The 23,220-nt window shown below is 73.6% G+C and carries 19 protein-coding genes; 14 read left to right on the plus strand and 5 right to left on the minus strand.

Annotated elements, in window-relative coordinates; genetic code table 11:
- Positions 1-32 precede the first annotated feature (32 nt).
- Complete coding sequence (locus tag CP969_RS23720) at positions 33-806, minus strand: hypothetical protein (RefSeq protein ID WP_016824942.1); 774 nt, start codon at positions 804-806, stop codon at positions 33-35.
- A 374-nt stretch (positions 807-1,180) separates the two neighbouring features.
- Here CP969_RS23720 and purN point away from each other — a divergent pair, with 374 nt between their 5' ends.
- Both purN and purH read left to right on the plus strand, forming a co-directional pair.
- Positions 1,181-1,819 (plus strand): phosphoribosylglycinamide formyltransferase, encoded by a 639-nt coding sequence (gene purN / locus CP969_RS23725; protein WP_016824941.1) that lies wholly within the window; start codon positions 1,181-1,183, stop codon positions 1,817-1,819.
- Positions 1,816-3,378, plus strand: a complete 1,563-nt coding sequence (gene purH, locus CP969_RS23730) for a bifunctional phosphoribosylaminoimidazolecarboxamide formyltransferase/IMP cyclohydrolase (RefSeq protein WP_016824940.1) — start codon at positions 1,816-1,818, stop codon at positions 3,376-3,378. The genes purN and purH overlap by 4 nt, the downstream gene beginning before the upstream one ends.
- Before the next feature lie 73 nt (positions 3,379-3,451).
- On the opposite strand, the gene CP969_RS23735 is transcribed toward purH, so the two are convergent.
- The 4 genes from CP969_RS23735 to CP969_RS23750 form a co-directional block, all read right to left on the minus strand.
- Positions 3,452-3,859: a hypothetical protein gene (locus CP969_RS23735; protein ID WP_016824939.1), complete on the minus strand. Its 408-nt coding sequence runs from the start codon at positions 3,857-3,859 to the stop codon at positions 3,452-3,454.
- A 92-nt stretch (positions 3,860-3,951) separates the two neighbouring features.
- Positions 3,952-5,511 carry a protein kinase domain-containing protein gene (locus CP969_RS23740; protein ID WP_016824938.1) on the minus strand — a complete coding sequence of 520 codons (1,560 nt, stop codon included), beginning with the start codon at positions 5,509-5,511 and terminating at the stop codon, positions 3,952-3,954.
- Positions 5,508-6,254 (minus strand): FHA domain-containing protein, encoded by a 747-nt coding sequence (locus CP969_RS23745; protein ID WP_016824937.1) that lies wholly within the window; start codon positions 6,252-6,254, stop codon positions 5,508-5,510. Before CP969_RS23745 ends, CP969_RS23740 begins: the two co-directional genes overlap by 4 nt.
- A gap of 132 nt (positions 6,255-6,386) precedes the next feature.
- Complete coding sequence (locus CP969_RS23750) at positions 6,387-6,983, minus strand: hypothetical protein (protein WP_016824936.1); 597 nt, start codon at positions 6,981-6,983, stop codon at positions 6,387-6,389.
- A 286-nt stretch (positions 6,984-7,269) separates the two neighbouring features.
- On the opposite strand from CP969_RS23750, the gene CP969_RS23755 reads away from it, so the two are divergent.
- From CP969_RS23755 to CP969_RS23810, 12 genes are all read left to right on the plus strand, one after another.
- Positions 7,270-8,124 (plus strand): bifunctional methylenetetrahydrofolate dehydrogenase/methenyltetrahydrofolate cyclohydrolase, encoded by an 855-nt coding sequence (locus CP969_RS23755; protein ID WP_004984258.1) that lies wholly within the window; start codon positions 7,270-7,272, stop codon positions 8,122-8,124.
- Positions 8,114-8,590 carry a DUF3017 domain-containing protein gene (locus CP969_RS23760; RefSeq protein ID WP_004984255.1) on the plus strand — a complete coding sequence of 159 codons (477 nt, stop codon included), beginning with the start codon at positions 8,114-8,116 and terminating at the stop codon, positions 8,588-8,590. The genes CP969_RS23755 and CP969_RS23760 overlap by 11 nt, the downstream gene beginning before the upstream one ends.
- A gap of 610 nt (positions 8,591-9,200) precedes the next feature.
- Positions 9,201-10,325 carry a helix-turn-helix domain-containing protein gene (locus CP969_RS23765; RefSeq protein ID WP_171817470.1) on the plus strand — a complete coding sequence of 375 codons (1,125 nt, stop codon included), beginning with the start codon at positions 9,201-9,203 and terminating at the stop codon, positions 10,323-10,325.
- A gap of 492 nt (positions 10,326-10,817) precedes the next feature.
- The gene (locus CP969_RS23770) at positions 10,818-11,807 is read left to right on the plus strand and encodes a malate dehydrogenase (RefSeq protein ID WP_004984252.1); all 990 of its coding nucleotides are present in this window, start codon (positions 10,818-10,820) and stop codon (positions 11,805-11,807) included.
- Positions 11,808-12,138: 331 nt separating this feature from the next.
- Positions 12,139-13,890 (plus strand): hypothetical protein, encoded by a 1,752-nt coding sequence (locus CP969_RS23775; protein ID WP_016824934.1) that lies wholly within the window; start codon positions 12,139-12,141, stop codon positions 13,888-13,890.
- An 8-nt stretch (positions 13,891-13,898) separates the two neighbouring features.
- The gene (locus tag CP969_RS23780) at positions 13,899-14,252 is read left to right on the plus strand and encodes a hypothetical protein (RefSeq protein ID WP_016824933.1); all 354 of its coding nucleotides are present in this window, start codon (positions 13,899-13,901) and stop codon (positions 14,250-14,252) included.
- 524 nt (positions 14,253-14,776) lie between these two features.
- Positions 14,777-15,646, plus strand: a complete 870-nt coding sequence (locus CP969_RS23785) for a DcrB/PsbP domain-containing protein (RefSeq protein WP_223887097.1) — start codon at positions 14,777-14,779, stop codon at positions 15,644-15,646.
- 218 nt (positions 15,647-15,864) lie between these two features.
- Positions 15,865-17,385 (plus strand): aldehyde dehydrogenase family protein, encoded by a 1,521-nt coding sequence (locus tag CP969_RS23790; protein ID WP_016824931.1) that lies wholly within the window; start codon positions 15,865-15,867, stop codon positions 17,383-17,385.
- A 227-nt stretch (positions 17,386-17,612) separates the two neighbouring features.
- Entirely contained in the window at positions 17,613-19,148 is a 1,536-nt protein-coding gene (locus tag CP969_RS23795) for a GMC family oxidoreductase (protein ID WP_004984237.1), read from the plus strand.
- Positions 19,148-20,317: a quaternary amine ABC transporter ATP-binding protein gene (locus tag CP969_RS23800; protein WP_016824930.1), complete on the plus strand. Its 1,170-nt coding sequence runs from the start codon at positions 19,148-19,150 to the stop codon at positions 20,315-20,317. Before CP969_RS23795 ends, CP969_RS23800 begins: the two co-directional genes overlap by 1 nt.
- Positions 20,317-22,260 (plus strand): ABC transporter permease, encoded by a 1,944-nt coding sequence (locus CP969_RS23805; RefSeq protein ID WP_016824929.1) that lies wholly within the window; start codon positions 20,317-20,319, stop codon positions 22,258-22,260. Before CP969_RS23800 ends, CP969_RS23805 begins: the two co-directional genes overlap by 1 nt.
- 1 nt (position 22,261) lies before the next feature.
- The gene (locus tag CP969_RS23810; protein WP_026084936.1) at positions 22,262-23,218 is read left to right on the plus strand and encodes an ABC transporter substrate-binding protein; all 957 of its coding nucleotides are present in this window, start codon (positions 22,262-22,264) and stop codon (positions 23,216-23,218) included.
- The last annotated feature ends 2 nt before the right edge of the window (positions 23,219-23,220 follow it).

A 23,220-nucleotide genomic window follows, 5' to 3' on the forward strand; every position in this document is an offset into this window, starting at 1 on the left:
ACGACCGGGCGCTCGCGGCGTCACCGCGAGCGTCAGTCGGCCGGCCCCAGGAAGTCGCGCAGCTCCTTCGGCAGGAGGGTGCTGCAGGAGTCTCGCGCCTCCTGGGTGAGCGCGTCGTTCGTGCAGGTGTAGTAGTCGCGGTAGACCAGCTGGGCCGCGAAGGACGCGGCGACCAGGGCGAGCGCCAGGGAGGCCGTCACCAGGCCGCTCACCGCGGCCGTGGTCTGCGGGCGGCCCGCCGGCCGGGGCGCCGGGGAGTCCGGGTCGGGCGTGCGCGGCTTGGTCCGCAGGGCGCTGATGCCCCAGTACAGGGCGAACGCGCCCAGCGGCAGCGCGACGTAGGGCCAGCCGAAGAGGGCGAAGAAGAAGGCCCACATGCCGCCCAGCAGGGCGTAGCGCGCCCGGCGCTGAGCGGGGTCCGTGGGGTCCCAGCGCGGGCCGGGGACCGGGCCGCCGCCCGGGCCCTCGGGGCCGCGCGGGCGCTCGCCGAAGCCGCCGGGGGAGCGGCCGGGCTGCCGGTCGCTCCAGTTGCGGCCCCAGGGGGAGCGGTCGCCGTTCCCCCGGGAGTCGTCGCCGCCCTCGTCGCCGGACGGGTGCCTCGGCTGCCAGGGCCGGTCGGGCGTGCCCTCCGGCGGCGGTGCGAACGGATTGTCGTCCTGGGAGTCGCGGCGCCGGTCGTCGCCGCCCTCGCCCCGGGACGCGTCGGGCGGCGAGGTGGGGCGCTCCCGCAGCAGCACGGCGCCCCGCTCCCCTCCCCGGGCCGACTGCTGGGGGAACGTGAGGAATCGCAGGCTGCGGTCCGACATCAAGTGAGCGTCTTCCCCTTTTAATGAAGCACGGCGTGGTCCGGCGCTGCCGCCTCGCACGACGTATCGACTACGACTGGGCTGGTGAGCCGGCGCGTTCCCGTCGGCTCTGGGGCCCGGGTCCGTCCTCGTGTGAACGTCTGGCGCGCGGGTGACGTTCCCCCGTACCCCGAACGATCCCGAACCGGCTCTTCCCAGACGCTACCTTCCGGCCACGCCCCCGTCCCGTGGGGGCCGCCCGGTGTGCCGGTATCGTTGCTGACGGTCGGCCGCTTCGTAGGCTTCCCCGTATCCGGGGACGCGAAGCATTCGGACGAAGACACAAAGCGCTGTGCCGCCGACCGCACGGACGCTCCCCGAGAAAGGGCCCCACCGTGGCCGCCAAGCCCGTGGCCGAGCGCGCCAGGCGTCTCGTCGTGCTGGTCTCCGGATCCGGCACCAATCTGCAGGCGCTCCTCGACGAGATCGCCGCCACCGGCGCCGAGGCGTACGGGGCCGAGGTCGTCGCCGTCGGTGCCGACCGCGAGGGCATCGAGGGGCTGGCCCGTGCCGAGCGCGCGGGGCTGGCGACCTTCGTCTGCAAGGTCGGGGACCACGCGACCCGGGAGGAGTGGGACGCCGCGCTCACCGACGCCGTGGCCGCCCACGAGCCGGACCTCGTGGTGTCCGCCGGGTTCATGAAGATCGTGGGGGAGAGGTTCCTCGCGCGCTTCGGCGGGCGGTTCGTCAACACCCACCCCGCCCTGCTGCCCAGTTTCCCCGGAGCCCACGGTGTGCGGGACGCGCTCGCGTACGGCGCCAAGGTCACCGGCTGCACCGTCCACTTCGTCGACGACGGCGTCGACACCGGGCCGATCATCGCGCAGGGCGTGGTGGAGGTCCGGGACGAGGACGACGAGAGCGCTCTGCACGAGCGCATCAAGGAAGTCGAGCGAAGGCTGCTCGTCGAGGTCGTGGGGCGGCTCGCCCGCAACGGCTATCGCATCGAGGGACGAAAGGTAGTTATCCAGTGACCGCCGAGAGCAACAAGCGGGCCATCCGACGGGCGCTCGTCAGCGTCTACGACAAGACCGGCCTCGAGGACCTCGCGCGGGGCCTGCACGAGGCCGGCGTGGAACTCGTCTCCACCGGGTCCACCGCCGCCAGGATCGCCGCCGCCGGCGTCCCGGTCACCGGGGTCGAGGAGCTCACCGGCTTCCCCGAGTGCCTGGACGGCCGGGTCAAGACCCTGCACCCGAAGGTCCACGCCGGCATCCTCGCCGACCTGCGCCTGGAGGACCACCGGCGGCAGCTCGCCGAGCTGGGCGTCGAGCCGTTCGACCTCGTCGTCGTGAACCTCTACCCGTTCCGCGAGACCGTCGCCTCCGGCGCGACGCCCGACGAGTGCGTGGAGCAGATCGACATCGGCGGCCCGTCCATGGTGCGCGCCGCCGCCAAGAACCACCCCTCGGTCGCCGTGGTCACCAGCCCCGGCCGCTACGCCGACGTCCTCGACGCCGCGAAGAACGGCGGCTTCGACCTCGCCGCCCGCAAGCGGCTCGCCGCCGAGGCCTTCCGGCACACGGCGGCCTACGACGTGGCCGTCGCCTCCTGGTTCGCCTCCGCGTACGCCCCCGTCGACGACTCGCAGTTCCCCGACTTCCTGGGCGCCACCTGGGAGCGCGCGCACACCCTGCGCTACGGCGAGAACCCGCACCAGCCCGCCGCCCTCTACGTCGACGGCACCGGCGGCCTCGCCGAGGCGGAGCAGTTGCACGGCAAGGAGATGTCGTACAACAACTACACGGACACGGACGCCGCGCTGCGCGCCGCCTACGACCACGACGCGCCCGCCGTCGCGATCATCAAGCACGCCAACCCGTGCGGCATCGCCGTCGGCGCGGACGTCGCCGAGGCGCACCGCAAGGCGCACGCCTGCGACCCGCTGTCCGCGTTCGGCGGTGTGATCGCGGTCAACCGCCCGGTCTCCCGGGAGATGGCCGAGCAGGTCGCCGAGATCTTCACCGAGGTCGTCGTCGCGCCCGGCTACGAGGACGGCGCGCTCGAAGCCCTCACCAAGAAGAAGAACATCCGCGTCCTGCGCTGCCCGGACCGCCCGTCCCGCCCGGTCGAGGTCAAGCCCGTCGACGGCGGCGCGCTGCTCCAGGTCACCGACCGGCTCCAGGCCGAGGGCGACGACCCGGCGCACTGGACGCTCGCGACCGGCGAGGCGCTCGACGCGCAGGAGCTGGAGCAGCTCGCCTTCGCGTGGCGGGCCTGCCGCGCGGTGAAGTCCAACGCGATCCTGCTCGCCAAGGACGGCGCCTCCGTCGGCGTCGGCATGGGCCAGGTCAACCGCGTCGACTCCGCGAAGCTGGCGGTCGAGCGGGCCGGCGCCGAGCGCGCGGCCGGTTCCTACGCCGCCTCCGACGCCTTCTTCCCCTTCCCCGACGGCCTGGAGATCCTCGTCGAGGCCGGGGTGAAGGCCGTGGTCCAGCCCGGCGGTTCGGTCCGCGACGAGCAGGTCGTCGAGGCGGCGCGGAAGGCCGGCGTCACGATGTACTTCACGGGGACGCGGCACTTCTTCCACTGAGCGAGGACGCCGGAACGTGCGGCCCCCGCCCCCGTGCGAGGGGGCCGGGGGCCGCACGTCCGTGCCGCGCCGGTCAGCAGGCGGGCAGGCCCGGGATGGGCTGGTAGTTGCCGCCGCCGGACACCTTCGTGGCGGGGAACCAGCCCCAGCCGCCGTTCGCGTAGGCCTTGTCGCCCTGCGTCCACAGCCACCAGTTGTTGCGGGCGCTGCCGACCGGCGGGTTCTCGTTGGCGAACTTCTGCTGGCAGACGAACCAGTTGTCGCCGGCGTAGAGGTGACCCGTCCTGGTGTCACCCACGCCGATGTCGGACGCCTGGTAGTTGTGACAGTAACGCGCCGTGTACGTCGCGCCGTTCGGGCCCTTCTTCGGTCCGGCGTTCCCCCAGCAGCCGTCCGCGGCCGACGCGCTCGCCGGTGTGAGGGCGACGGCGCCCGCCGCGAGGAGCGCCGCGGCGCCGAGCGAGGCGAGTGTGCGCTTCATGGTGTGTGTCCCTCCGGTCGTGCCACCCCCGTTGGTGGACACCCCCACGGTGGCCCGGACGCCCGCCGGCCGGTACCTCGCACGTCCCAGGGTCAGGAGGCGCCCGGCGGGGTGTACTCCTGGAGGTAGTGGGCGACGCGGTCGGCGTAGGGGCGGTACTTCGGGGGGACACCGCCCGCGTCGTTCACTTTCCGGTACGACGTCCGGTAGGCGGCGGCGAGCAGCACCCGGCGGTCGTCCGGGAGACCGGATTCCAGGCGGGGCGCGATCCAGCAGAGGTAGCGGCCCATGGCGGGGACGGACTCCGCGGGCGGGAAGGGCGGTTCGGGGACGGTCTCGCCGGGCGTGCCGTCCTCGTTCATCCACCAGCGCAGCACCTTCGGCGTCCAGCGGGCGATGCCGTACTCGTCCTTGGCCGGGTCGGCGAGGTCGGGGTCGAAGTCGCTCTCCACCTTCAGCATGGCGGCGATCAGCGCCGGGGTGACGCCCGCGCGCCCGCAGTCGTGCGCCGTCTCCACGATCAGCAGCCGGTAGGCGGGCGGCACGCCCCGGTCGGTGCGGAGTTCGTCCGCGCCGTAGGAGGCGGCGTCGGCGCCGGCGGTCCCTGCCGCGCCCCTGCCGCCGCCGTCGGAGGTGTCCCCGGTCCAGGCGGCGATGCCGTACCCGAGGACGGCCACGGCGGCGGTGGCGGCGGCCGAGGCGACGACCGTCCGCCGCGGGCGGCGGCGCGCGGGCCGCGGGCGGGGCAGCCGGAACGGACGCCCCGCACCGGCCGCCGTCCGCACCCGCCGCAGCAGCTCCTCGCCGTCGATGCGGTCCTCGTGGGTCCGGGTCAGACAGGCCCGCACGACGTCCCGCCAGGCGTCCGGCAGCGCGGGGGAGAGCCGCAGCTCGTCGGTGCCGCGCGCGTAGGCCGCGGCCGCGTCGCGACGGACCGTCGGGGTGGCGCCGGGCAGCGGGAGGGAGCCGGTGAGGACGAGGTGGGCGAGCACGCCGAAGGCCCACACGTCGGCGGACGGGCGGATCCGGCGGCCCCGTTCACCGATCTCGGACCACAGCAGCTCGGGTGGGGTGTAGTCCGGGGTGGAGAAGGCGGGCGTGTAGGCGTGGGTGCCCTCGAGCTCGGCGGCCATGTTGAAGTCGGCGAGGCGGATCGAACCGTCCGCCATCAGCAGTACGTTGGCCGGTTTCAGGTCCCCGTGCACCCAGCCCGCCCGGTGCAGCTGGGCCAGCCCCTCGCAGATCTGGGCGAGCAGTCCGGGGCCCGCCGCGGGCCGGGGCGAGGCGGTGAGCAGGGCGGACAGGGAGCCCTCCGCCTTCTCCAGGACGAGGACCGTGGCGCCGTCCAGCTCCGGGCGGCCGGGGTCGTCGACGGTGAGCGTCTCGTACATCCGGATCAGCCGCGGCTGCCGCAGCCGGCGCAGCACGTCGACCTCCCGCTCGACCAGTTCGCGCAGGTGGCTCAGCCGTCGGGGCGTACTCGTGCCGGTGGGCAGGAACTTCAGGGCGACCACCCGCGGCCGGCCGTCCCCGCCCCCGGCGCGCCGGCCGGCGTACACGCTGCCGAAGGCGCCGGTCGCGATCGGCTCGCGCACCTCCCACTCGCCCACCCGGTACCCCTTGGGGACCGGCACGGCGTAGGCCTCGGTCACCGGACCCCCTGGCGGGACGGCGCCGCCAGGACCACCAGGTCGTCCTCGCGGACCAGGTCGAAGCGGAGCGCCAGGGAGACCAGCGACTCCTTCTTGCCGTTCAGCCGCGGCCCCGGATCCGCGGTCTCGGGGCCCGGTTTGAGGCGCAGTTTCACGGCGAGGTAGTCGATGTTCCACTGCACCGAGGCGCGGGACGCGGCGGGCCAGGCCGGCCGCAGCCGCTCCACGACCTGCTCGACCGTGGGCAGCGGGGCGTGCGGGGCGCCGCGCAGCCGGGGTTCGCACAGGGCGGCCAGCACCGCGAAGTAGCGCTTGGTGCGGTCCAGGGAGAAGGCGGGCACGGTGGCGGTGCCGTCGGGGTCGTCGGCGAAGCGCACGTGGTCGTGGCGCGGCGCCCAGACCTCCAGCGGCAGCAGCTCGCCGGAGGCCGGCAGCACGATCCGCGAGAACTCGAACGGCACCGGCGCGTCCAGCCGCCCCGGCCCGACCTTGATGTGCTCTCCCGCGCCCTCCGGGTTCTCCACGACGTACGTCTGCTCCCGGCTGAGATTGCTCAGCAGCCAGAAGGCGCCCTGGGCGGTGATCTCACCGGCCCTCCGGGAGACGCCGTCGTGCGCGATGCGCAGGCCGTTGCCGTGCGCCGAGCGGCCGAAGGCGAGGCGTTCGCCGGGGGCGAGGTGGATACGGGTGCGGTGTTCCGCGTCCTGAGTGGTCGGCGGAGGTACGACGATGAGGCTGTACAAGGTGCGTCTCCCCGTGCCTGACGGCTGTTCGGCCAGAGTAGGGCGACGCACCGGGGCCGTGTCCTCCCTCGTTCGGGTGAGACACGGCCCCGTGACGTGTTTGGCGAGAAAGCTGCGCGAGCGGGAACGGGCTCAGTACTGCGGCCGGTTGAACCAGTATCCGCCGTTCTTGTTGGCGCAGAACACGATGATCAGGATGCCGAGCACCAGGCTGAGCAACGCGAACACGTTGGCGCCGACCAGGCTGATCAGGCTGAACAGCACGACCAGCGAGGCGTAGACGATCGCGGAGACGCGCACGCCGCCGCGGCCCGTGGCGAACTTGGCGGCCGTGAAGATCGCCCAGAAAGCGAACGCCAGCACGATCAGCCCGAAGAAGATCATGACGCCCGCGCCGATGCTCGCGGCGGCGTCCGCGTCCTCCACGGAGATGCTCGGGTCGGAGGAGACGGCGTCCTCGAAGTACTCCGCGAACCAGGCGCTGGCGACCATCATCAGCACGCCGCCGAGCACCTGGAAGCCGCCGAGCACGAACAGCATCACGCGCGCGGCCTTGACGCTGCCGGGCATGACGGCCGGAGCCCCGGGGTGACCGTAGGGCTGGAGCGGCGGGGCCGAGGGGTAGCCGTAGCCGGGCTGACCGGGCTGGCCGGGCTGCTGCGGGTAGCCGTAGCCGGGCGGCTGGCCCTGCGGGGCGCCGTAGGGGTTGTTCGGGTCGCCGAAACTCATGGCGGTTCTTCCTCCGTTGTCATTCAACGCGTGCGGGGACGACGCGAGGCACGGCGCGGAGGAAGTTCTACAGATGCGGTCCGTCCCCCCGGTTCTGCCCGCGGCACTGTACGACTCATCGTTCTTGACCGGTCTCTTCCCTGTCCAGACGCATCCCGTATGTGTTGTGCAAGTGCAACATCGCTGATCTTGACCGGAAACGGACGATCCGCGGTCGGGGACGTCGCGCCCGCCCGTCATGCGGGCGGATTGGAACCCGGGGCCGGTCATCCGCGAGGATGGGTCCATGACCGCCCAGATTCTCGATGGCAAGGCCACCGCAGCCGAGATCAAGTCCGATCTGACCGCCCGCGTGGCGGCGCTGAAGGAGAAGGGCGTCACGCCCGGCCTCGGCACGATCCTCGTCGGGGAGGATCCCGGCAGCCAGAAGTACGTCGCCGGAAAGCACCGGGACTGCGCCCAGGTCGGCATCGCCTCCATCCAGCGCGAGCTGCCGGGCACGGCCACGCAGGAGGAGATCGAGGCGGTCGTCCGCGAGCTGAACGAGGACCCCGCCTGCACCGGCTACATCGTCCAGCTGCCCCTCCCCAAGGGCATCGACGAGAACCGCATCCTCGAACTGATGGACCCGGGCAAGGACGCCGACGGTCTGCACCCGATGAACCTCGGCCGCCTCGTCCTCAACGAGCCGGCCCCCCTGCCCTGCACCCCCAACGGCATCCTGACCCTGCTGCGCCGCTTCGGCGTGGAGATCAAGGGCGCCGAGGTCGTGGTCGTCGGCCGCGGCGTGACCATCGGCCGTCCGATGCCGCTGCTGCTGACCCGGCGCAGCGAGAACGCCACCGTGACCCAGTGCCACACCGGCACCCGTGACCTGTCGGCCCACCTCAGGCGCGCGGACATCATCGTGGCCGCCGCCGGTTCGGCCCACCTGATCCGCCCGGAGGACGTCAAGCCCGGCGCGGCCGTCCTCGACGTCGGCGTCTCCCGCAGCGCCGAGGGCAAGATCGTGGGCGACGTCCACCCGGGCGTGGCCGAGGTGGCCGGCTGGGTCGCCCCCAACCCCGGCGGTGTCGGCCCGATGACCCGGGCCCAGCTGCTGGTCAACGTGGTCGAGGCGGCGGAGCGCAGTGTCGGCTGAGCGCAACGAGGAGGCCGGCGAGGAGATCACCGTCCGCGACCCGGTCAGCGCCCCGGACGCCTCGGGCCGGCCGCGCCGCGCCACCCGCCGGTTCCCGCTGTTCACCCGGGACACCGCGCGCCCCGAGGGCGGCGGCCGGGCCGCCCCCGGCGACGCCCCCGCGCCCGCCCGCCAGTGGCCGATCCTCGCCGTGCTGTTCACGGTCGGACTGGGGCTGCTGCTGACCGCGTTCGACCTGTTCCGGCTCGGCACGCTGCTGATCGGCGCGGCGCTGCTGGCCGGGGCCGCGCTGCGGTGGCTGGTGCCGGACGTCGGCATGCTCGCGGTGCGCTCCCGCTTCACGGACATCGTCACGTACGGCGTGCTGGGCCTGGTGATCGCGCTGCTGGCGCTGATGGTGCAGCCGAAGCCGTGGCTGGAGATCCCGTTCCTGAAGGACACGCTGCACTTCACGGTCAGCGGGTAGCGCCCGGCGGAGCGGAGGGCCGCGTACGGCGGCCCGTCCTCACCCCCGTGAGAGGACGGGCCGCCGCCGGAAACCACCTTCCTGCACGGCGAAGTGCCTGTTCAACGGCTGTCCTGCCGCTGTGGCACGGAAGTGACCATTCCGCTACGTGCTCCGGAATCCCCCGACCGTTCCGGAACCTCCCTCCGGCGGGCGAAGGGCCCGACGAAGGGGACCGGCGGGGCCCGTGGGTCGTCCTCGTGGGTGCGGTGTGTCGATGTATTGACAAGTTCGCGCAACTGCGGACAAGTGGGGGACGGCGGGGCCGGCATGGGCGATCGTGGTGACCCGGGACGTTGCCGGGGCCGGGGCGGGGGTGCGAGGGGCTCGGCCGGGCTTGTGCGGGGTTCCGTTCGGTCGAGGGGGTGGCCGGTGGGACACTGGAGCGCAAGCGAGTACGAGCGGGCGTGCGACGGCGTGCGCCCGGAGCCCGACGCTCCCGTGCGCCCCCACCCCGGGAACTGAGACCCTGGCTGGCGGCATCCCTGTGGGTAGCCAGAACGGGACTCGGCAGAGGGCACCATGCGCGAGGGAAACACCAGCACGGACGCGGGGGAAGAGGGGGGAAGCAATGCCTCGTTGGAAGGCCTTGCCGGATGAGCTCGATCCGCAGATCAGGGAATTCACGAGCCAGCTCAGGCGGGTGGTGGACCGCAGCGGTCTGAGTGTCGCGTCGGTCGCCGACCGCACGGGCTACAGCAAGACGTCCTGGGAGCGGTACCTGAACGGCCGGCTGCTCGCGCCCAAGCGCGCGATCGTGGCCCTGGCCGAGGTCACCGGGACCAACCCGGTGCACCTGACCACCATGTGGGAGCTCGCCGAGCGCGCCTGGAGCCGCTCGGAGATGCGCCACGACATGACGATGGAGGCGATCCGGATCTCGCAGGCGCGCGCCGCGCTCAGCGAGCTCGCCGGTCCGCCGGCGGGTGCGGACGGCAGGAGCCGCAAGGGCGGCACCGCGGTCCGTCCGGGGGTCGCGGGACCGGCCGGGGTCTCCCCGAGCGTGCCGCCGCAGCCGACCGCCACCGACGTCCGCGACGCCTCCGGGACGGACGCGTGGGGCGTCGGCGGACGTGCCGGGGCACCGCAGCCGGACCGCCGCGACGCCGTGGCCGCGCCGCCCGCCGGGTACGGACGGACGCCGGGAGTGCACGGCGCACCGCCCCGGGGCACGGCCGACCGCGGCCGCTCCGGCGGCCCCGGGGGCAAGCGGCGCACGTCGACGTTCGTCGTCGGTGCCGTGGGGGCGCTGGTGGTGGTCGCCGCCGCGTTCTACGTCACCGGGATGGAGAACGACAAGAAGGAGAACGCGGCCGCCAAGTCCCCCTCGCCCACCGCCACCGCCGACGCGAACCTGCCCGCCGGCGTGAAGTGCAGCGGTGACGGCTGCACGGGCAAGGACGCGGAGAGCATGGGGTGCAGCGGTGATCTCGTGATCACCGCCGGGACCGCGACCGTCGGCACCACCACCGTGGAGGTCCGCTACAGCGAGACCTGCGGCGCCGCGTGGGGACGCATCACCCAGGCCGCGCAGGGCGACAAGGTGGAGATCGCCGCGGGCGGGTCGAAGCAGAGCGACACCGTCACCGAGACCGGTGACACGGTCGCCTACACCGCGATGGTGGCGGTCGAGAGCGCGGCCCGGGCCAAGGCCTGCGCGGTGCTCGCCTCCGGCGAGGAAGGCTGCACGGAGTAAAAGGCTGCAGAAAGTAAACCGGACGAGCTGGGTATTCACCCGGTCAGGGGAGGCTCCCCGCCTCCTTGCGGGGCTCTCCGGGGGAATGTGTGCGGAATATGTGACGAACCGGCATGACTCGGCGAAAGACGGGCAGGCGGAACCTACCCCCACGGGAGTCCGGCACGGTCGGTCCCCGACGGCGGCCGCTTCAGTCCTCCACCTCTCCCGGACGGGCGGCCGCCCCTTTCCCGTCCGCCCGGGTGCCGGAGGGGGCGCTCTGTGGGACGGGCCACAGGGAGCCCTGCCCTCCGCGACCGGGGATGCCGCGATAGCCTGACCGCTGGATCTCTCTTGACGCCAAGAGATCGATCATTCGTATCCGTGATCGATCATCGCGGCGGACGGCGCCGGGCCACCCGCTCCGGCGACCGGTCACCGCGAACCGGCCGCGGGGATCCCGCACCCCGGGGCAGGGACCGCCCCACCGCCAGCTGTCATACGGAGAACGCCATGACCCGCACTCCCGTGAACGTCACCGTCACCGGCGCGGCCGGCCAGATCGGTTACGCCCTGCTCTTCCGCATCGCCTCCGGCCAGCTGCTCGGCGCGGACGTGCCGGTCAGGCTGCGCCTGCTGGAGATCACCCCGGCGCTCAAGGCCGCCGAGGGCACGGCCATGGAGCTGGACGACTGCGCGTTCCCGCTCCTGCAGGGCATCGACATCACGGACGACCCGAACGTGGCCTTCGACGGCGCCAACGTCGCCCTCCTCGTCGGCGCCCGCCCGCGCACCAAGGGCATGGAGCGCGGTGACCTGCTGGAGGCCAACGGCGGCATCTTCAAGCCGCAGGGCCAGGCCATCAACGCCCACGCCGCGGACGACATCCGCGTCCTGGTCGTCGGCAACCCGGCCAACACCAACGCGCTGATCGCCCAGGCCGCCGCGCCGGACGTCCCCGCCGAGCGGTTCACCGCCATGACCCGCCTGGACCACAACCGCGCGCTGACCCAGCTCTCGAAGAAGACCGGCGTCCCGGTCTCCGAGATCAAGAAGCTGACGATCTGGGGCAACCACTCCGCCACCCAGTACCCGGACATCTTCCACGCCACCGTCGCCGGCAAGAACGCCGCCGAGGTCGTGAACGACGAGAAGTGGCTGGCCGAGGACTTCATCCCGACCGTCGCCAAGCGCGGTGCCGCGATCATCGAGGCCCGCGGCGCCTCGTCGGCCGCCTCCGCCGCCAACGCCGCCGTCGACCACGTCTACTCCTGGGTCAACGGCACCCCGGAGGGCGACTGGGTCTCCATGGGCATCCCGTCGGACGGCTCCTACGGCGTCCCCGAGGGCCTGATCTCCTCCTTCCCGGTCACCGTCAAGGACGGCGCGTACGAGATCGTCCAGGGCCTGGAGATCAACGACTTCTCCCGCGCCCGCATCGACGCCTCCGTCAAGGAGCTCGAGGAGGAGCGCGAGGCGGTCCGCGGCCTCGGCCTCATCTGACGCACCCCGCTCCACCGGTGATCCCCGGGCCGCGCGCGCGGCCCGGGGATCACCGCGTTCCGGCGCCGGCGGCGGCCCCGGCGGGACCCGTGCACGCGTGCGGCCGGACGCCCTCCGGGGCGGTCGGCCGAAGCCGGAGGAGCGGGGTGCCCACGCCCGCCCGGCCCGGCCTTCCGCCCCGGATTTTCATCCCGAAGCCAAGGCCAAAGCTTGGCGCACATCACGCGGTCGAGCCCTTGACAATCCGGTTTCCCTCGCTCTGACGCATCCCTTATGCTGACGGCCCTTCAACTCGACGGTCACCACTGACCCATCCGCACGGGGGATCGGCATGAGCACCGCACACGTGCCGCGGCAACAGCACCACGCGAACGCCCCGGCGCCCCCGGCGCTCCCGGAGCCACCGCCCGTCCCGCCGTACGCCAGCGAGGCCACCCGGCTGCTGTGCGCGGGGACCTACCAGGACGCGGAGTACCGGGACCGCGTGATCGAGCAGCTGTACCTCAACGAACAGCGGATCGTCGCCCCGTCGTCCGGCTTCGACGCGGCCCGCGTCCTCGCGCACGCGCTGCGGGCCCGGCGGCAGGAACTGCTGTGGTCCGCGGCCGTCCTCGGGCTCTGGGCGGTGGGCCTGGCGGTCGGCGGCCTGCTGCTGGGCCTGCCGCTCCTGGCCGGTCTGCTGCTCGCCCTCGCCCCTCGGCTCCGGGGCAGTGCCGAACAGCCGCCCGCGTACCGCCTGTTCGCCGCCTTCGTCGTGCGCTGGTACGGGCGCCTCCTCTTCGCGGCCGGCCTGGCCCTCATGGTCACCGCCGCGTTCGGCGCCGGCTCCGACGGCGGCTCCGGATCCGGCTCGTCGTACGACTCCTACGACTCCTACGACCCGTGGTACGGCTCGGCCTCCGGGAATTCGGGGGGCTCGGGCTCCTTCGACGGGACGCCGCTGGAGTCGACCGAACCGTGGCAGGCCTGGTTCGGGATCGCCGTGCTCGTGCTCATCGCGCTGTGCGCCGCCGCCCGGCGCGACCGGTTCGCCCGGGTGTTCGCCGCGGAGCTGTCCGCGAAGCGCTTCCCGGGCCTCGCGAACGACCCCGCCGAGCAGGCCGAGGGGGAGCGCTTCTCCCGCCTGGTGCGGCGCATCCGGCGGGAACAGCACGCCCCGCTGGTCATGTACGACGAGGCCCGCCCGTTCTGCGGCGCCGGCACGGCGTACGACACCTGGGTGCTCGCCGTCGAACTCCGGCCGGACGAGGACGCCGCGCCGCAGCCGCTCAGCAACCGGGCGATCCTCGAGAGGATCCGCCCCCTGCTCGAACAGCTGCGGACGCCCGCCGAGTACGCGGGGACCGCGGTGCGCGACCGGCTGCGCCGGCTCGAGATCGACGAGTGCGTGTTCCTTCCCGTCGAGGGGCTGACCGACCGCGACCAGGCCCCCTACTCGGCGGAGGAGTTCGAGCGGCACCGGGTGCGGGCCGTCGAGGAGGGCGGCGAGAAGCGGCGGCACTTCCTGCGCATCCGCGTCGGCGGCTGGGACGAGGAACTGGTCGTCACGGTCTTCGTGCGCGTCCACACCCAGGGCCGCATGCTCATGCTGGAGGTCGCCCCGCACGTCCTGAACCCGGTGCGGGCCGAGTTCAAGGAGGGCGACCGCGTCTCCCACCGGCTGCTCCACGGCAACGTGGTCGGCAGGGCCGCCGGGGCCCTCGCCCTGGTGCCCGGCTCGGCGGGCCGTTCCCTGGCCGCCCTCGCCCACGGCGCCGTCTTCGCGTGGCGGCTGCTGACCGGCGGTCACGCGGTCGCGCTGCCCGACGGGCCCGCCCTCTCCGTGCGGGAACTGGCCGCGGTGGACGTCGGATCCACGTTCCAGCGGATGGATGTGGACCGCTACCTGCGGAGCATCCAGGACCGCATCGGGCGCGGGGTCCGGCAGGCCCTGGCCGACGCCGGTTACGAGACCGGCGAGTTCGTGCAGAAGATCGTGAACATCAGCAACGGCGCCGTGCACATCGACCGGGTCGAGGGCTCGACCTTCGCCATCGGCGAGCACGCGAGCGCCTCCGGCGGTGCCGCACCGCAGAAGGGATGAACCCCGCCATGACGCACGAGGAACCGAACGTCCGGATCGGTGACGTCTCGCACAGCACCTTCGCGATCGGCCGCCACGCGCGGGCCGAGGCCCACCACGGGGTCCCGGCGCAGCGCGACGCGGCCGCCGAGGAACTGCTGGAGGCGGTCCGCGCACTGCGGGCGGACCTGTCCCGGGTGCGGCAGAGCGAACAGACGGCCCGGCTGGACGAGGCGCTCGCGGACACCGAGGACGAGATCGGCCGGACCGGCGCGGCCGGTGAGAGCCGCCTCGGGCGGGTGCGGGAACTGCTCGCGGACGCCCAGGCCCTCACCTCGGTGCTCGCCTCGGCCGGGACGGTGGCGGGGCTGCTCGGCGTGTGAGGCCGGCGGTGGCCGACGACGGCCGGGACGGACCGGGAGCAAGCCCGGAAGCTGGGAAGCCGGGAGGACAGGGGGATGCGATGACCGGAGGACCGCGCTACTGGAACGAGGAGCTCCAGCGCTGGGAGGAGGGCGAGGAGGACACGGCCGACGCGGTCGCCGCGCTTCCGGCCCCCGCCGCCTGGGGGCCGCCGGGCGGCACCGTTCCGGCGCAGGCGGACACCGTTCCGGACCCGGCGGACGCCGCTCCGGCTCCGGCCGGGACCGCTGCGGACGTTTCGGCCGGGACCGCTGCGGACGCTCCGGCCGGGACCGCTGCGGTCGCTCCGCCGGCCGCGGAAGGGGGCGGTCCGGCAGCCTCACCGGCGGCGACCGGACCGGGTGGCCCTCCGGCCGCGGGCGGGGACCCGGCGGCCGGCGGACCCGGCCCGGGGACCCCCTCGCCCGTCGACGGGGCCCTCCCGGCCGCCCCCGTGCACCCGGCGCACCCCGGTGTCTCGCCCTCCGCGCCGACCCTCACGGGAATGCGCCCGCCGAGAGCCGGGCCGGCGCCCGCGCAGCCGCCCTCGGCCGTGCCCTGGTCCGTCCCCCCGCCCCTCCCCGAGCCGCTCCCCGGCGCCCCCGCGCCCCGAGGGGACGACCCGCGCGGGGCGGGCCGCCGGCGTGTCTGGGCCGTGGTGGGCGGGGCCACCGCCGTGGGAGCGGTCGCGGGGCTCGTCCTGACCCTGGTGCCGGGGGGCGGTGAGGGGCCGGACGGCCGTGCGGACGGCAAGGCGGCCTCGGCGGACGTGTCGCGGACGTCCGGGCCGTCGGCCCCCGGCCCGCGGGAACCCTCCGGCGGGGGGAGCCCCGCCGGGAAGTCCCCGGCCGAGGGGACCGGTCCGGCGGAGGACCTCCCCGCCGGCTACGAGCCGTACACCGACCCCGAGGGCTTCACCCTCGCCCGCCCCGCGGGGTGGACGCGCACCACGGTGCCCTCCACGTACGGCATCGACGTGGTCCACTACCGCAGCCCGGACGGGGAGCGCCGGCTGCAGGTCTTCGAGGTGTCGGAGACGTCCCCCGGCGAGTCGCACGGGCTGTTCCTCTCCGACGCCGTCGCGAAGCCCCCGGGGTTCACGGAGCTCTCCCTGGAGAGCCTGGACGACGGCGACTTCACCGGCTCCCGGCTGGAGTACCTCGTCGACTCCATCAAGGGGGAACCGGACGTCGGCACCTGGCACGTCGTCGACCAGCGGTTCGCGGCCGCCGACGGCAGGCTCTACGCGATCGCCGCCTACGGAGCCGAGGCGGACGGCCGCGAGGACGAGCGCGCACTGCTGCGGACGGCCCTCGGCCACTTCTGCCCGCCCCGCACGACCTGCGGCACGGGCCCCGGCGCGGGGACCGACTGAGTCCGCGGTCCGGTGACGCCGACCGCGCTCCCCCTGTGACGGACCGCTCACAGGGGGAGCGAATTGTCCCTTTTCACCCCCGCGTTCAGTGGTATGGCGCACTTCCGGCCGTGGATCGCGCATGCATTCGGGGCGCGGGGGCAGGTGCACCCGGTCTCCTGGGTGACGCCTGTGTGACCCGGGGACGTGGCACAGGAACGGAAGGTCGGTAACCGATCATGGCGGACAGTACGGAACTACGGGCGCGCGACACCATCCACGCGGGGGGAGCATGGCGGGCGGCCGTCTCGGGGGCCACACGCGAGATCCTCGACCCCGCGGACGCCCTGCCGTTCGCCGTGGTCGCCGAGGGTGACGAGAAGGACGTCGACCTGGCGGTGGCCGCCGCCCGGCAGGCTTTTGACGAGGGCCCGTGGCCGCGCACCTCCGCCGCCGAGCGGGCCGCGCTGCTGCGCCGCGTCGCCGAACTGCTCGTGCGGGACCGGGAGGAGCTCGGTCTGCTGGAGAGCCGGGACGCGGGCAAGACCCTCGAGGAGGGGCGCGTCGACATCGACTGCGTCGCCGACGCCTTCCGCTACTTCGCCGACCTGGTCGCCGCCGAGGCGCCCGGCCGGGTCGTCGACGCGGGCTCGCCCGACGTCCACAGCGTCGTCGTGCACGAGCCGGTCGGCGTGTGCGCGATGATCACTCCCTGGAACTACCCGCTGCTCCAGGCCAGTTGGAAGATCGCCCCGGCTCTGGCGGCCGGCAACACCTTCGTCGTCAAGCCCAGCGAGATCACCCCGATGACCACCGTCGCGCTCATCGAGCTGCTCGTCGAGGCGGGGCTGCCGACCGGGGTCGCCAACGTTGTCACCGGGCCGGGCCACACCGTCGGCGCCCGGCTCGCCGAGCACCCCGACGTCGATCTGGTCTCCTTCACCGGCGGGCTGGCCAGCGGCACCAAGGTCGCCCAGGCCGCCGCCCCGGGCGTGAAGAAGGTCGCCCTCGAACTCGGCGGCAAGAACCCCAACGTCGTCTTCGCCGACGCCTGCGCCACCGCGGAGGGTTTCGACACCGCCGTCGACCAGGCCCTCAACGCGGCCTTCATCCACAGCGGTCAGGTCTGCTCGGCCGGTGCCCGGCTCATCGTCGAGGAGTCGGTCCGGGACCGCTTCGTCGCCGAACTCGCCCGCCGCGCCGAGAGGATCAGGCTCGGCCGGGGCACCGAGGAGGGCGTCGAGTGCGGGCCGCTGGTCTCCGAGCAGCAGCGCGCGAAGGTCGAGGCGTACGTCGAGTCCGCGCTCGCCGAGGGCGCGGTGCTGCGCTGCGGCGGCAAGCGGCCCGAGCCGTCCGCCGAGCGTCCCGAGGCCGGTTACTTCTACGAGCCCACCGTCCTCGACCGCTGCCACCGCGAGATGCGGGTCGTGCGCGAGGAGGTCTTCGGCCCGGTCCTCACCGTCGAGACCTTCCGCACCGAGGACGAGGCCGTCGCCCTCGCCAACGACACCGAGTACGGGCTGGCCGGCGCCGTCTGGACCGCCGACGCCGGCCGCGCCCGCCGCGTGGCCGGGCGGCTGCGCCACGGCACCGTGTGGATCAACGACTTCCACCCCTACCTCCCGCAGGCGGAGTGGGGCGGCTTCGGCAAGAGCGGAGTGGGCCGCGAACTCGGCCCGGCCGGCCTCGCCGAGTACCGCGAGACCAAGCACGTCTACCAGAACCTGGCACCGAAGCCGGTGCGCTGGTTCGCGGGCTGAGCCGCAACCACCGGACCGGCGCCGCGGCCCCCACGGGCGCGAGGACGCCCCCGTGACTTCCCGGGCGGCGCGCAGGACGAACGCAAGGGCGCGACCGGGCACCTCCCGTGCCCGCGCCCCGCATCGTCCTGCGCCGCCCCTGCCCGCGTCATCCGGAACGCCACCCGAAGCGCACCCGCAGCCACTCTTCGCACACTTGTCCCGAGTCCCGGAGGAGTACCCCTTCCATGTCCGACCACACCCGCGCACAGGAATACGACTACGTCGTCATCGGCGGTGGAACCGCCGGCTCCGTCATCGCCTCCCGGCTGACCGAGAACCCGGACGTCACCGTCGCCGTCATCGAGGGCGGTCCCACCGACGTCGGCCGCGACGACGTGCTGACCCTGCGCCGCTGGATGGGCCTGCTCGGCGGCGAACTGGACTACGACTACCCCACCACCGAGCAGCCGCGCGGCAATTCGCACATCCGGCACAGCCGCGCCCGCGTCCTGGGCGGCTGCTCCTCGCACAACACGCTCATCGCGTTCAAGCCGCTGCCGTCCGACTGGGACGAGTGGGAGGCGGCCGGCGCCGAGGGCTGGGGCGCGGTGCAGATGGAGGCGTACTACGCCCGGCTCAAGAACAACATCGTCCCGGTCGACGAGAAGGACCGGAACGCCATCGCCCGTGACTTCGTCGACGCCGCCCGGGCCGCGCTCGGCGTACCGCGCGTGGAGGGCTTCAACAAGAAGCCGTTCGCCGAGGGCGTCGGCTTCTTCGACCTGGCCTACCACCCGGAGGACAACAAGCGTTCCTCGGCGTCGGTGGCGTATCTGCACCCGGTGATGGACGAACGCCCCAACCTCACGATCCTGCTGGAGACCTGGGCGTACCGGCTGGAGCTGAACGGCACCCGCGCCGAGGGCGTCCACGTCCGCACCAAGGACGGCGAGGAGATCCTGGTCAAGGCCCGCAGCGAGGTCGTCCTCTGCGCCGGGGCCGTCGACTCGCCCCGGCTGCTGCTGCACTCCGGCATCGGCCCGAAGGCCGACCTGGAGGCGCTCGGCATACCCGTGGCGCACGACCTGCCCGGCGTCGGCGAGAACCTGCTCGACCACCCCGAGTCGGTGATCGTCTGGGAGACGAACGGACCCATCCCGGACAACTCCGCGATGGACTCCGACGCCGGCCTGTTCGTGCGCCGCGACCCCGAACACGCGGGCCCCGACCTGATGTTCCACTTCTACCAGATCCCGTTCACCGACAACCCGGAGCGACTGGGCTACGAGCGGCCGGAGTTCGGCGTCTCCATGACCCCGAACATCCCCAAGCCCAGGTCCCGCGGCCGGCTCTACCTCACCAGCGCCGACCCGGAGGTCAAGCCCGCCCTCGACTTCCGCTACTTCACCGACGAGGACGACTACGACGGCCGCACCCTCGTCGACGGGATCAGGATCGCCCGGGAGATCGCGAAGACCGAGCCGCTGGCCGGCTGGCTCAAGCGCGAGGTGTGCCCCGGCCCGGACGTCACCGGCGACGAGGAGCTGAGCGAGTACGCCCGCAAGGTCGCCCACACCGTCTACCACCCGGCGGGCACCTGCCGGATGGGCGCCGCGGACGACGAGAACGCCGTGGTCGACCCCGAGCTGCGGATCAGGGGCCTGGAGGGCATCCGGATCGCCGACGCCTCCGTCTTCCCGACCATGACCGCCGTGAACCCGATGATCGGGGTGCTGATGGTCGGTGAGCGGGCCGTCGACCTGATCGGGGGTGGTGCGTGATGAGCACCACCGCCGACACCGCGGACCATACCCCCGTCTTCTCCGTCGACGGCCTGTGGAAGGTCTTCGGACCGAAGGCCGACCGCATCCCCGGCGACCCGGAGCTCGCCGCCCTCGGCCCGGCCGAGCTGCGCGCCCGCACCGGCTGCACGGCCGCCGTCCGGGACGTGGGCTTCGACGTCCGCAAGGGCGAGGTCTTCGTCGTCATGGGCCTGTCCGGCTCCGGCAAGTCCACCCTGGTGCGCTGCCTGACCCGGCTGATCGAGCCGACCGCGGGCAGCATCGCCATCGACGGCGAGGACGTCCGCGCCATGGACAAGGCACGGCTGCGCGCCCTGCGCCGCCACCGCGCCGCCATGGTCTTCCAGCACTTCGGCCTGCTGCCGCACCGCAGCGTCCTCGACAACGTGGCCTACGGCCTTCAGATCCAGGGCGTCGGCAGGGACGAACGCCGTGAGCGGGCCGCCGAGGTGGTCGCCAAGGTCGGCCTGGCGGGCCTGGAGCAGCGCAGACCCGCGCAGCTCTCCGGCGGCCAGCGGCAGCGCGTGGGGCTGGCCCGCGCGCTCGTCGTCGACCCCGAAGTGCTGCTGTTCGACGAGCCGTTCAGCGCGCTCGACCCGCTCATCCGGCGCGACATGCAGGAGGAGGTGGTCCGGCTGCACCGCGAGGAGGGCCGTACGATGGTCTTCATCACCCACGACCTCGGCGAGGCGCTCAAGCTGGGCGACCGCATCGCCCTGATGCGCGACGGCCGCGTGGTCCAGCTCGGCACCCCCGAGGAGATCGTGGGCTCGCCCGCCGACGACTACGTCCGCGCGTTCGTCCGGGACGTCCCGCGCGAGCAGGTCATGACCGTCCGCACGGCCATGCGCCCCGCCGCCTCCGCCGAGGAGGCCGGCAGCGGCCCGGCGGTGCGGCCCGACGCCACGGTGTCGGAGGCCATCGAGGCCGTCGCCCGCGCGGGCGGCCCGGCCCGTGTCCTGGACGGGGGCCGCTGCCTGGGCGTGGTCGACTCGGAGGCGCTGCTGGACGTGGTGGCCGGTGTGACCGGCGCGCCCGCGGGCGGTCGTGCCGCCGGAGGCGCCCCCGGCTCGAAGGACCCGGGGGCGGCACCGGCCGGGCTCCGTGCGCCGGCCGCCCTCGCCACCACCGGTGAGGAGCCGGTGTGATGGCGGCGATCACGGCAACGGCCCGGAAGGCCTCGGCGCCGGGCGTCCTGACCCGCCCGGCCGTGCGCAAGCTCCTCGCGCTGGCGCTCGTCGCCGCGGTCCTCGTCCCGCTCGCCACCGCACGCTGGGCGAGCGGGAGCTGGCCCGAGGCACTGACCGTGGACGCCTCCGGACCGCTGGCCGGAGCCAGCGACTGGATCATCGACAACCGGGACTCCCACCCCCTCTTCCTGTACTTCTTCGGCCACGTCAGCAACGTCGTCGTCGTCACCGTACGGGCCGTCTACCTCGCCCTCCTCGCGGTCGGATGGGCGGGGGTGACCGCTCTCGCCGGACTCGTCGCCTGGCGGGTCGCGGGCATCCGCCTCGCACTCGGCACCGCCGTCGCGTTCCTCGCCTGCGGACTGCTCGGCATGTGGGTGCCCACCATGCAGACGCTCGCCCTGATGGTGGTCGCGGTCACCGCGTCCGTCGTCGTCGGCGCGCTGCTCGGGCTCGCCGCCGGGCTCTCCGACCGGATGGACCGCGTCCTGCGCCCGGTCCTGGACACCATGCAGGTGCTCCCCGCCTTCGCCTACCTCCTGCCGGTCGTGCTGATCTTCGGCATCGGCGTCCCGGCCGCCGTCCTCGCCACGGTCGTCTACGCCGCGCCGCCCATGGCCCGGCTGACCGCGCTCGGTCTGCGCGGCGCCGACAAGGAGGTGCTGGAGGCGGTCGAGTCGCTCGGCACCACCGCCCGCCAGCGCCTGCTGACCGCCCGCATCCCGCTGGCCCGCAGGGAACTCCTCCTGGGGCTCAACCAGACGATCATGATGGCGCTGTCCATGGCCGTCATCGCCTCGGTGATCGGCGCGGGCGGTCTCGGCGACCGCGTCTACCAGGCGCTGGCCTCCGTCGACGTGGGCGCGGCCCTCGCCGCCGGCATCCCGATCGTGCTGCTCGCCGTCGTCCTCGACCGGGTGACCGGCGCGGCCGGGGCGAACCTCGGCCAGGCGCCCAGGCCCCGCACGCACTGGCTGTACGTCGTGGCCGGCGCCGCGGTCGTGGCCGTCGCCGGACGGCTGACGGCACGCCTGGAGTGGCCCGACGGATGGGTCGTGTCCCTCGTCGAGCCGGTCAACCGGGCCGTCGGCTGGATGACCGACCACCTGTACTCGGGCGTCCCCGTCATCGGCGGCACCGCCGACTGGGCCGCACGCTTCACCACCTGGGTCCTCGATCCGATCCGCGACGGACTGCAGTGGCTGCCCTGGTGGTCGGTGCTGCTCCTCGTCGCCACCCTGGCCTGGCTGATCGGCACCTGGCGCACCGCGCTCACCGCCGTCCTCGCCATGGCCGCCATCGGGGTGCTCGGCGTGTGGAACCCGTCCCTCGACACGCTCTCCCAGGTCCTCGCGGCCGTCGCCGTCACCCTGGTCGTCGGCTTCGCGACGGGCATCGCCGCGGCACGCAGCGACCGCGTCGACCGCCTGCTGCGGCCCGTGCTGGACGTGTTCCAGACGATGCCGCAGTTCGTGTACCTGATCCCGGTCGTCGCCCTGTTCGGCGTCGGCCGCGCCCCCGCCGTCGCCGCGGCCGTCGTCTACGCGCTGCCGGCCGTCGTCCGCATCACCGCGCAGGGGCTGCGCCAGGTCGACCCGGCGGCCCTGGAGTCGGCCCGCTCGCTCGGCGCGACCGGTGCCCAGCAGCTGCGCCAGGTCCAGCTCCCGCTGGCCCGCCCGGCGCTGCTCCTCGCCGTCAACCAGGGCGTGGTCCTGGTGCTCGCCGTCGTCATCATCGGCGGCATGGTCGGCGGTGGCGCACTCGGCTACGACGTCGTCTTCGGCCTCGCCCAGGGCGACCTGGCGACCGGCCTGGTCGCCGGTGCCGCGATCGTCTGCCTGGGCCTGATGCTCGACCGGGTGACCCAGCCCACCGAACGCCGCGCGAAGAAGGGAGCCTGACGTGCGACGCCGTACGACCTCCGCGGTGGCCGGAGCCTTCGCGCTCGCGCTGCTCACCGGCTGCGGTGCCGCCGACATGACCAAGCAGGCCTCGCCGTACGCCAACGCCCAGGGCGCCCGGACGGTGACCCTGGCGGTGCAGTCCTGGGTGGGGTCCCTGGCCAACGTGGCCGTCGCCCAGCACCTGCTGGAGCACGAGCTCGGCTACCGCGTCGACATCGTCCAGGTCGACGAGGTGCCCGCCTGGGACGCGCTCAGCCAGGGCCGGGTCGACGCGATCCTGGAGGACTGGGGCCACCCCGAGCAGGAACAGCTGTACGTCGAGGACAAGAAGACGATCGCGCGCGGCGGCGACCTCGGGGTCACCGGGCACATCGGCTGGTTCATCCCGACCTACTTCGCCGAGCAGCATCCCGACCTGAAGAGCTGGAAGGACCTCAACCGGTACGCCGACCGGTTCCGCACCGCGGAGAGCGGCGGCAAGGGCCAGCTGATGGACGGCTCACCGGCCTACCTCACCCACGACAAGGCGCTGGTGAAGAACCTGAAGCTGGACTTCAAGGTGGTGTTCGCCGGCTCCGAGGCCGCGCTGCTCACCCAGATCAAGCAGTTCGCCAAGGAGAAGAAGCCCTTCCTCACCTACTGGAACACCCCCCACTGGCTGTTCGAGAAGGTGCCGATGACCGAGGTGGAGCTGCCCCCGTACGAGGAGGGCTGCGACGCCGACCCGGCGAAGGTCGCCTGCGCCTACCCGCACACCCCGCTGCAGAAGTACCTCAACGCGGACTTCGCGAGGGACGGGGGAGAAGCGGCGGACTTCCTGAAGAAGTTCGCATGGTCGACGGAGGACCAGAACGAGGTCTCCCTGATGATCGCCGACCAGAAGCTGTCCCCCGCGGAGGCGGCGGAGAAGTGGGTGGACGGCCACGAGTCCACCTGGAAGAAGTGGCTGTCCTGACG

The organism is Streptomyces viridosporus T7A, from assembly GCF_008704515.1.
Classification (GTDB): Bacteria; Actinomycetota; Actinomycetes; order Streptomycetales; family Streptomycetaceae; genus Streptomyces; species Streptomyces viridosporus.

Excerpts from the sequence above, each read along its gene's own strand:
- CP969_RS23765 (WP_171817470.1), top strand. The coding sequence starts at position 9,201 with ATGCCTCGTTGGAAGGCCTTGCCGGATGAGCTCGATCCGCAGATCAGG.
- CP969_RS23795 (WP_004984237.1), top strand. The coding sequence starts at position 17,613 with ATGTCCGACCACACCCGCGCACAGGAATACGACTACGTCGTCATCGGC.
- CP969_RS23720 (WP_016824942.1), bottom strand. The coding sequence starts at position 806 with ATGTCGGACCGCAGCCTGCGATTCCTCACGTTCCCCCAGCAGTCGGCC.
- CP969_RS23755 (WP_004984258.1), top strand. The coding sequence starts at position 7,270 with ATGACCGCCCAGATTCTCGATGGCAAGGCCACCGCAGCCGAGATCAAG.
- CP969_RS23800 (WP_016824930.1), top strand. The coding sequence starts at position 19,148 with ATGAGCACCACCGCCGACACCGCGGACCATACCCCCGTCTTCTCCGTC.
- CP969_RS23785 (WP_223887097.1), top strand. The coding sequence starts at position 14,777 with ATGCGCCCGCCGAGAGCCGGGCCGGCGCCCGCGCAGCCGCCCTCGGCC.
- CP969_RS23805 (WP_016824929.1), top strand. The coding sequence starts at position 20,317 with ATGGCGGCGATCACGGCAACGGCCCGGAAGGCCTCGGCGCCGGGCGTC.
- CP969_RS23750 (WP_016824936.1), bottom strand. The coding sequence starts at position 6,983 with ATGAGTTTCGGCGACCCGAACAACCCCTACGGCGCCCCGCAGGGCCAG.
- CP969_RS23735 (WP_016824939.1), bottom strand. The coding sequence starts at position 3,859 with ATGAAGCGCACACTCGCCTCGCTCGGCGCCGCGGCGCTCCTCGCGGCG.
- CP969_RS23790 (WP_016824931.1), top strand. The coding sequence starts at position 15,865 with ATGGCGGACAGTACGGAACTACGGGCGCGCGACACCATCCACGCGGGG.
- CP969_RS23775 (WP_016824934.1), top strand. The coding sequence starts at position 12,139 with ATGAGCACCGCACACGTGCCGCGGCAACAGCACCACGCGAACGCCCCG.
- CP969_RS23780 (WP_016824933.1), top strand. The coding sequence starts at position 13,899 with ATGACGCACGAGGAACCGAACGTCCGGATCGGTGACGTCTCGCACAGC.
- CP969_RS23770 (WP_004984252.1), top strand. The coding sequence starts at position 10,818 with ATGACCCGCACTCCCGTGAACGTCACCGTCACCGGCGCGGCCGGCCAG.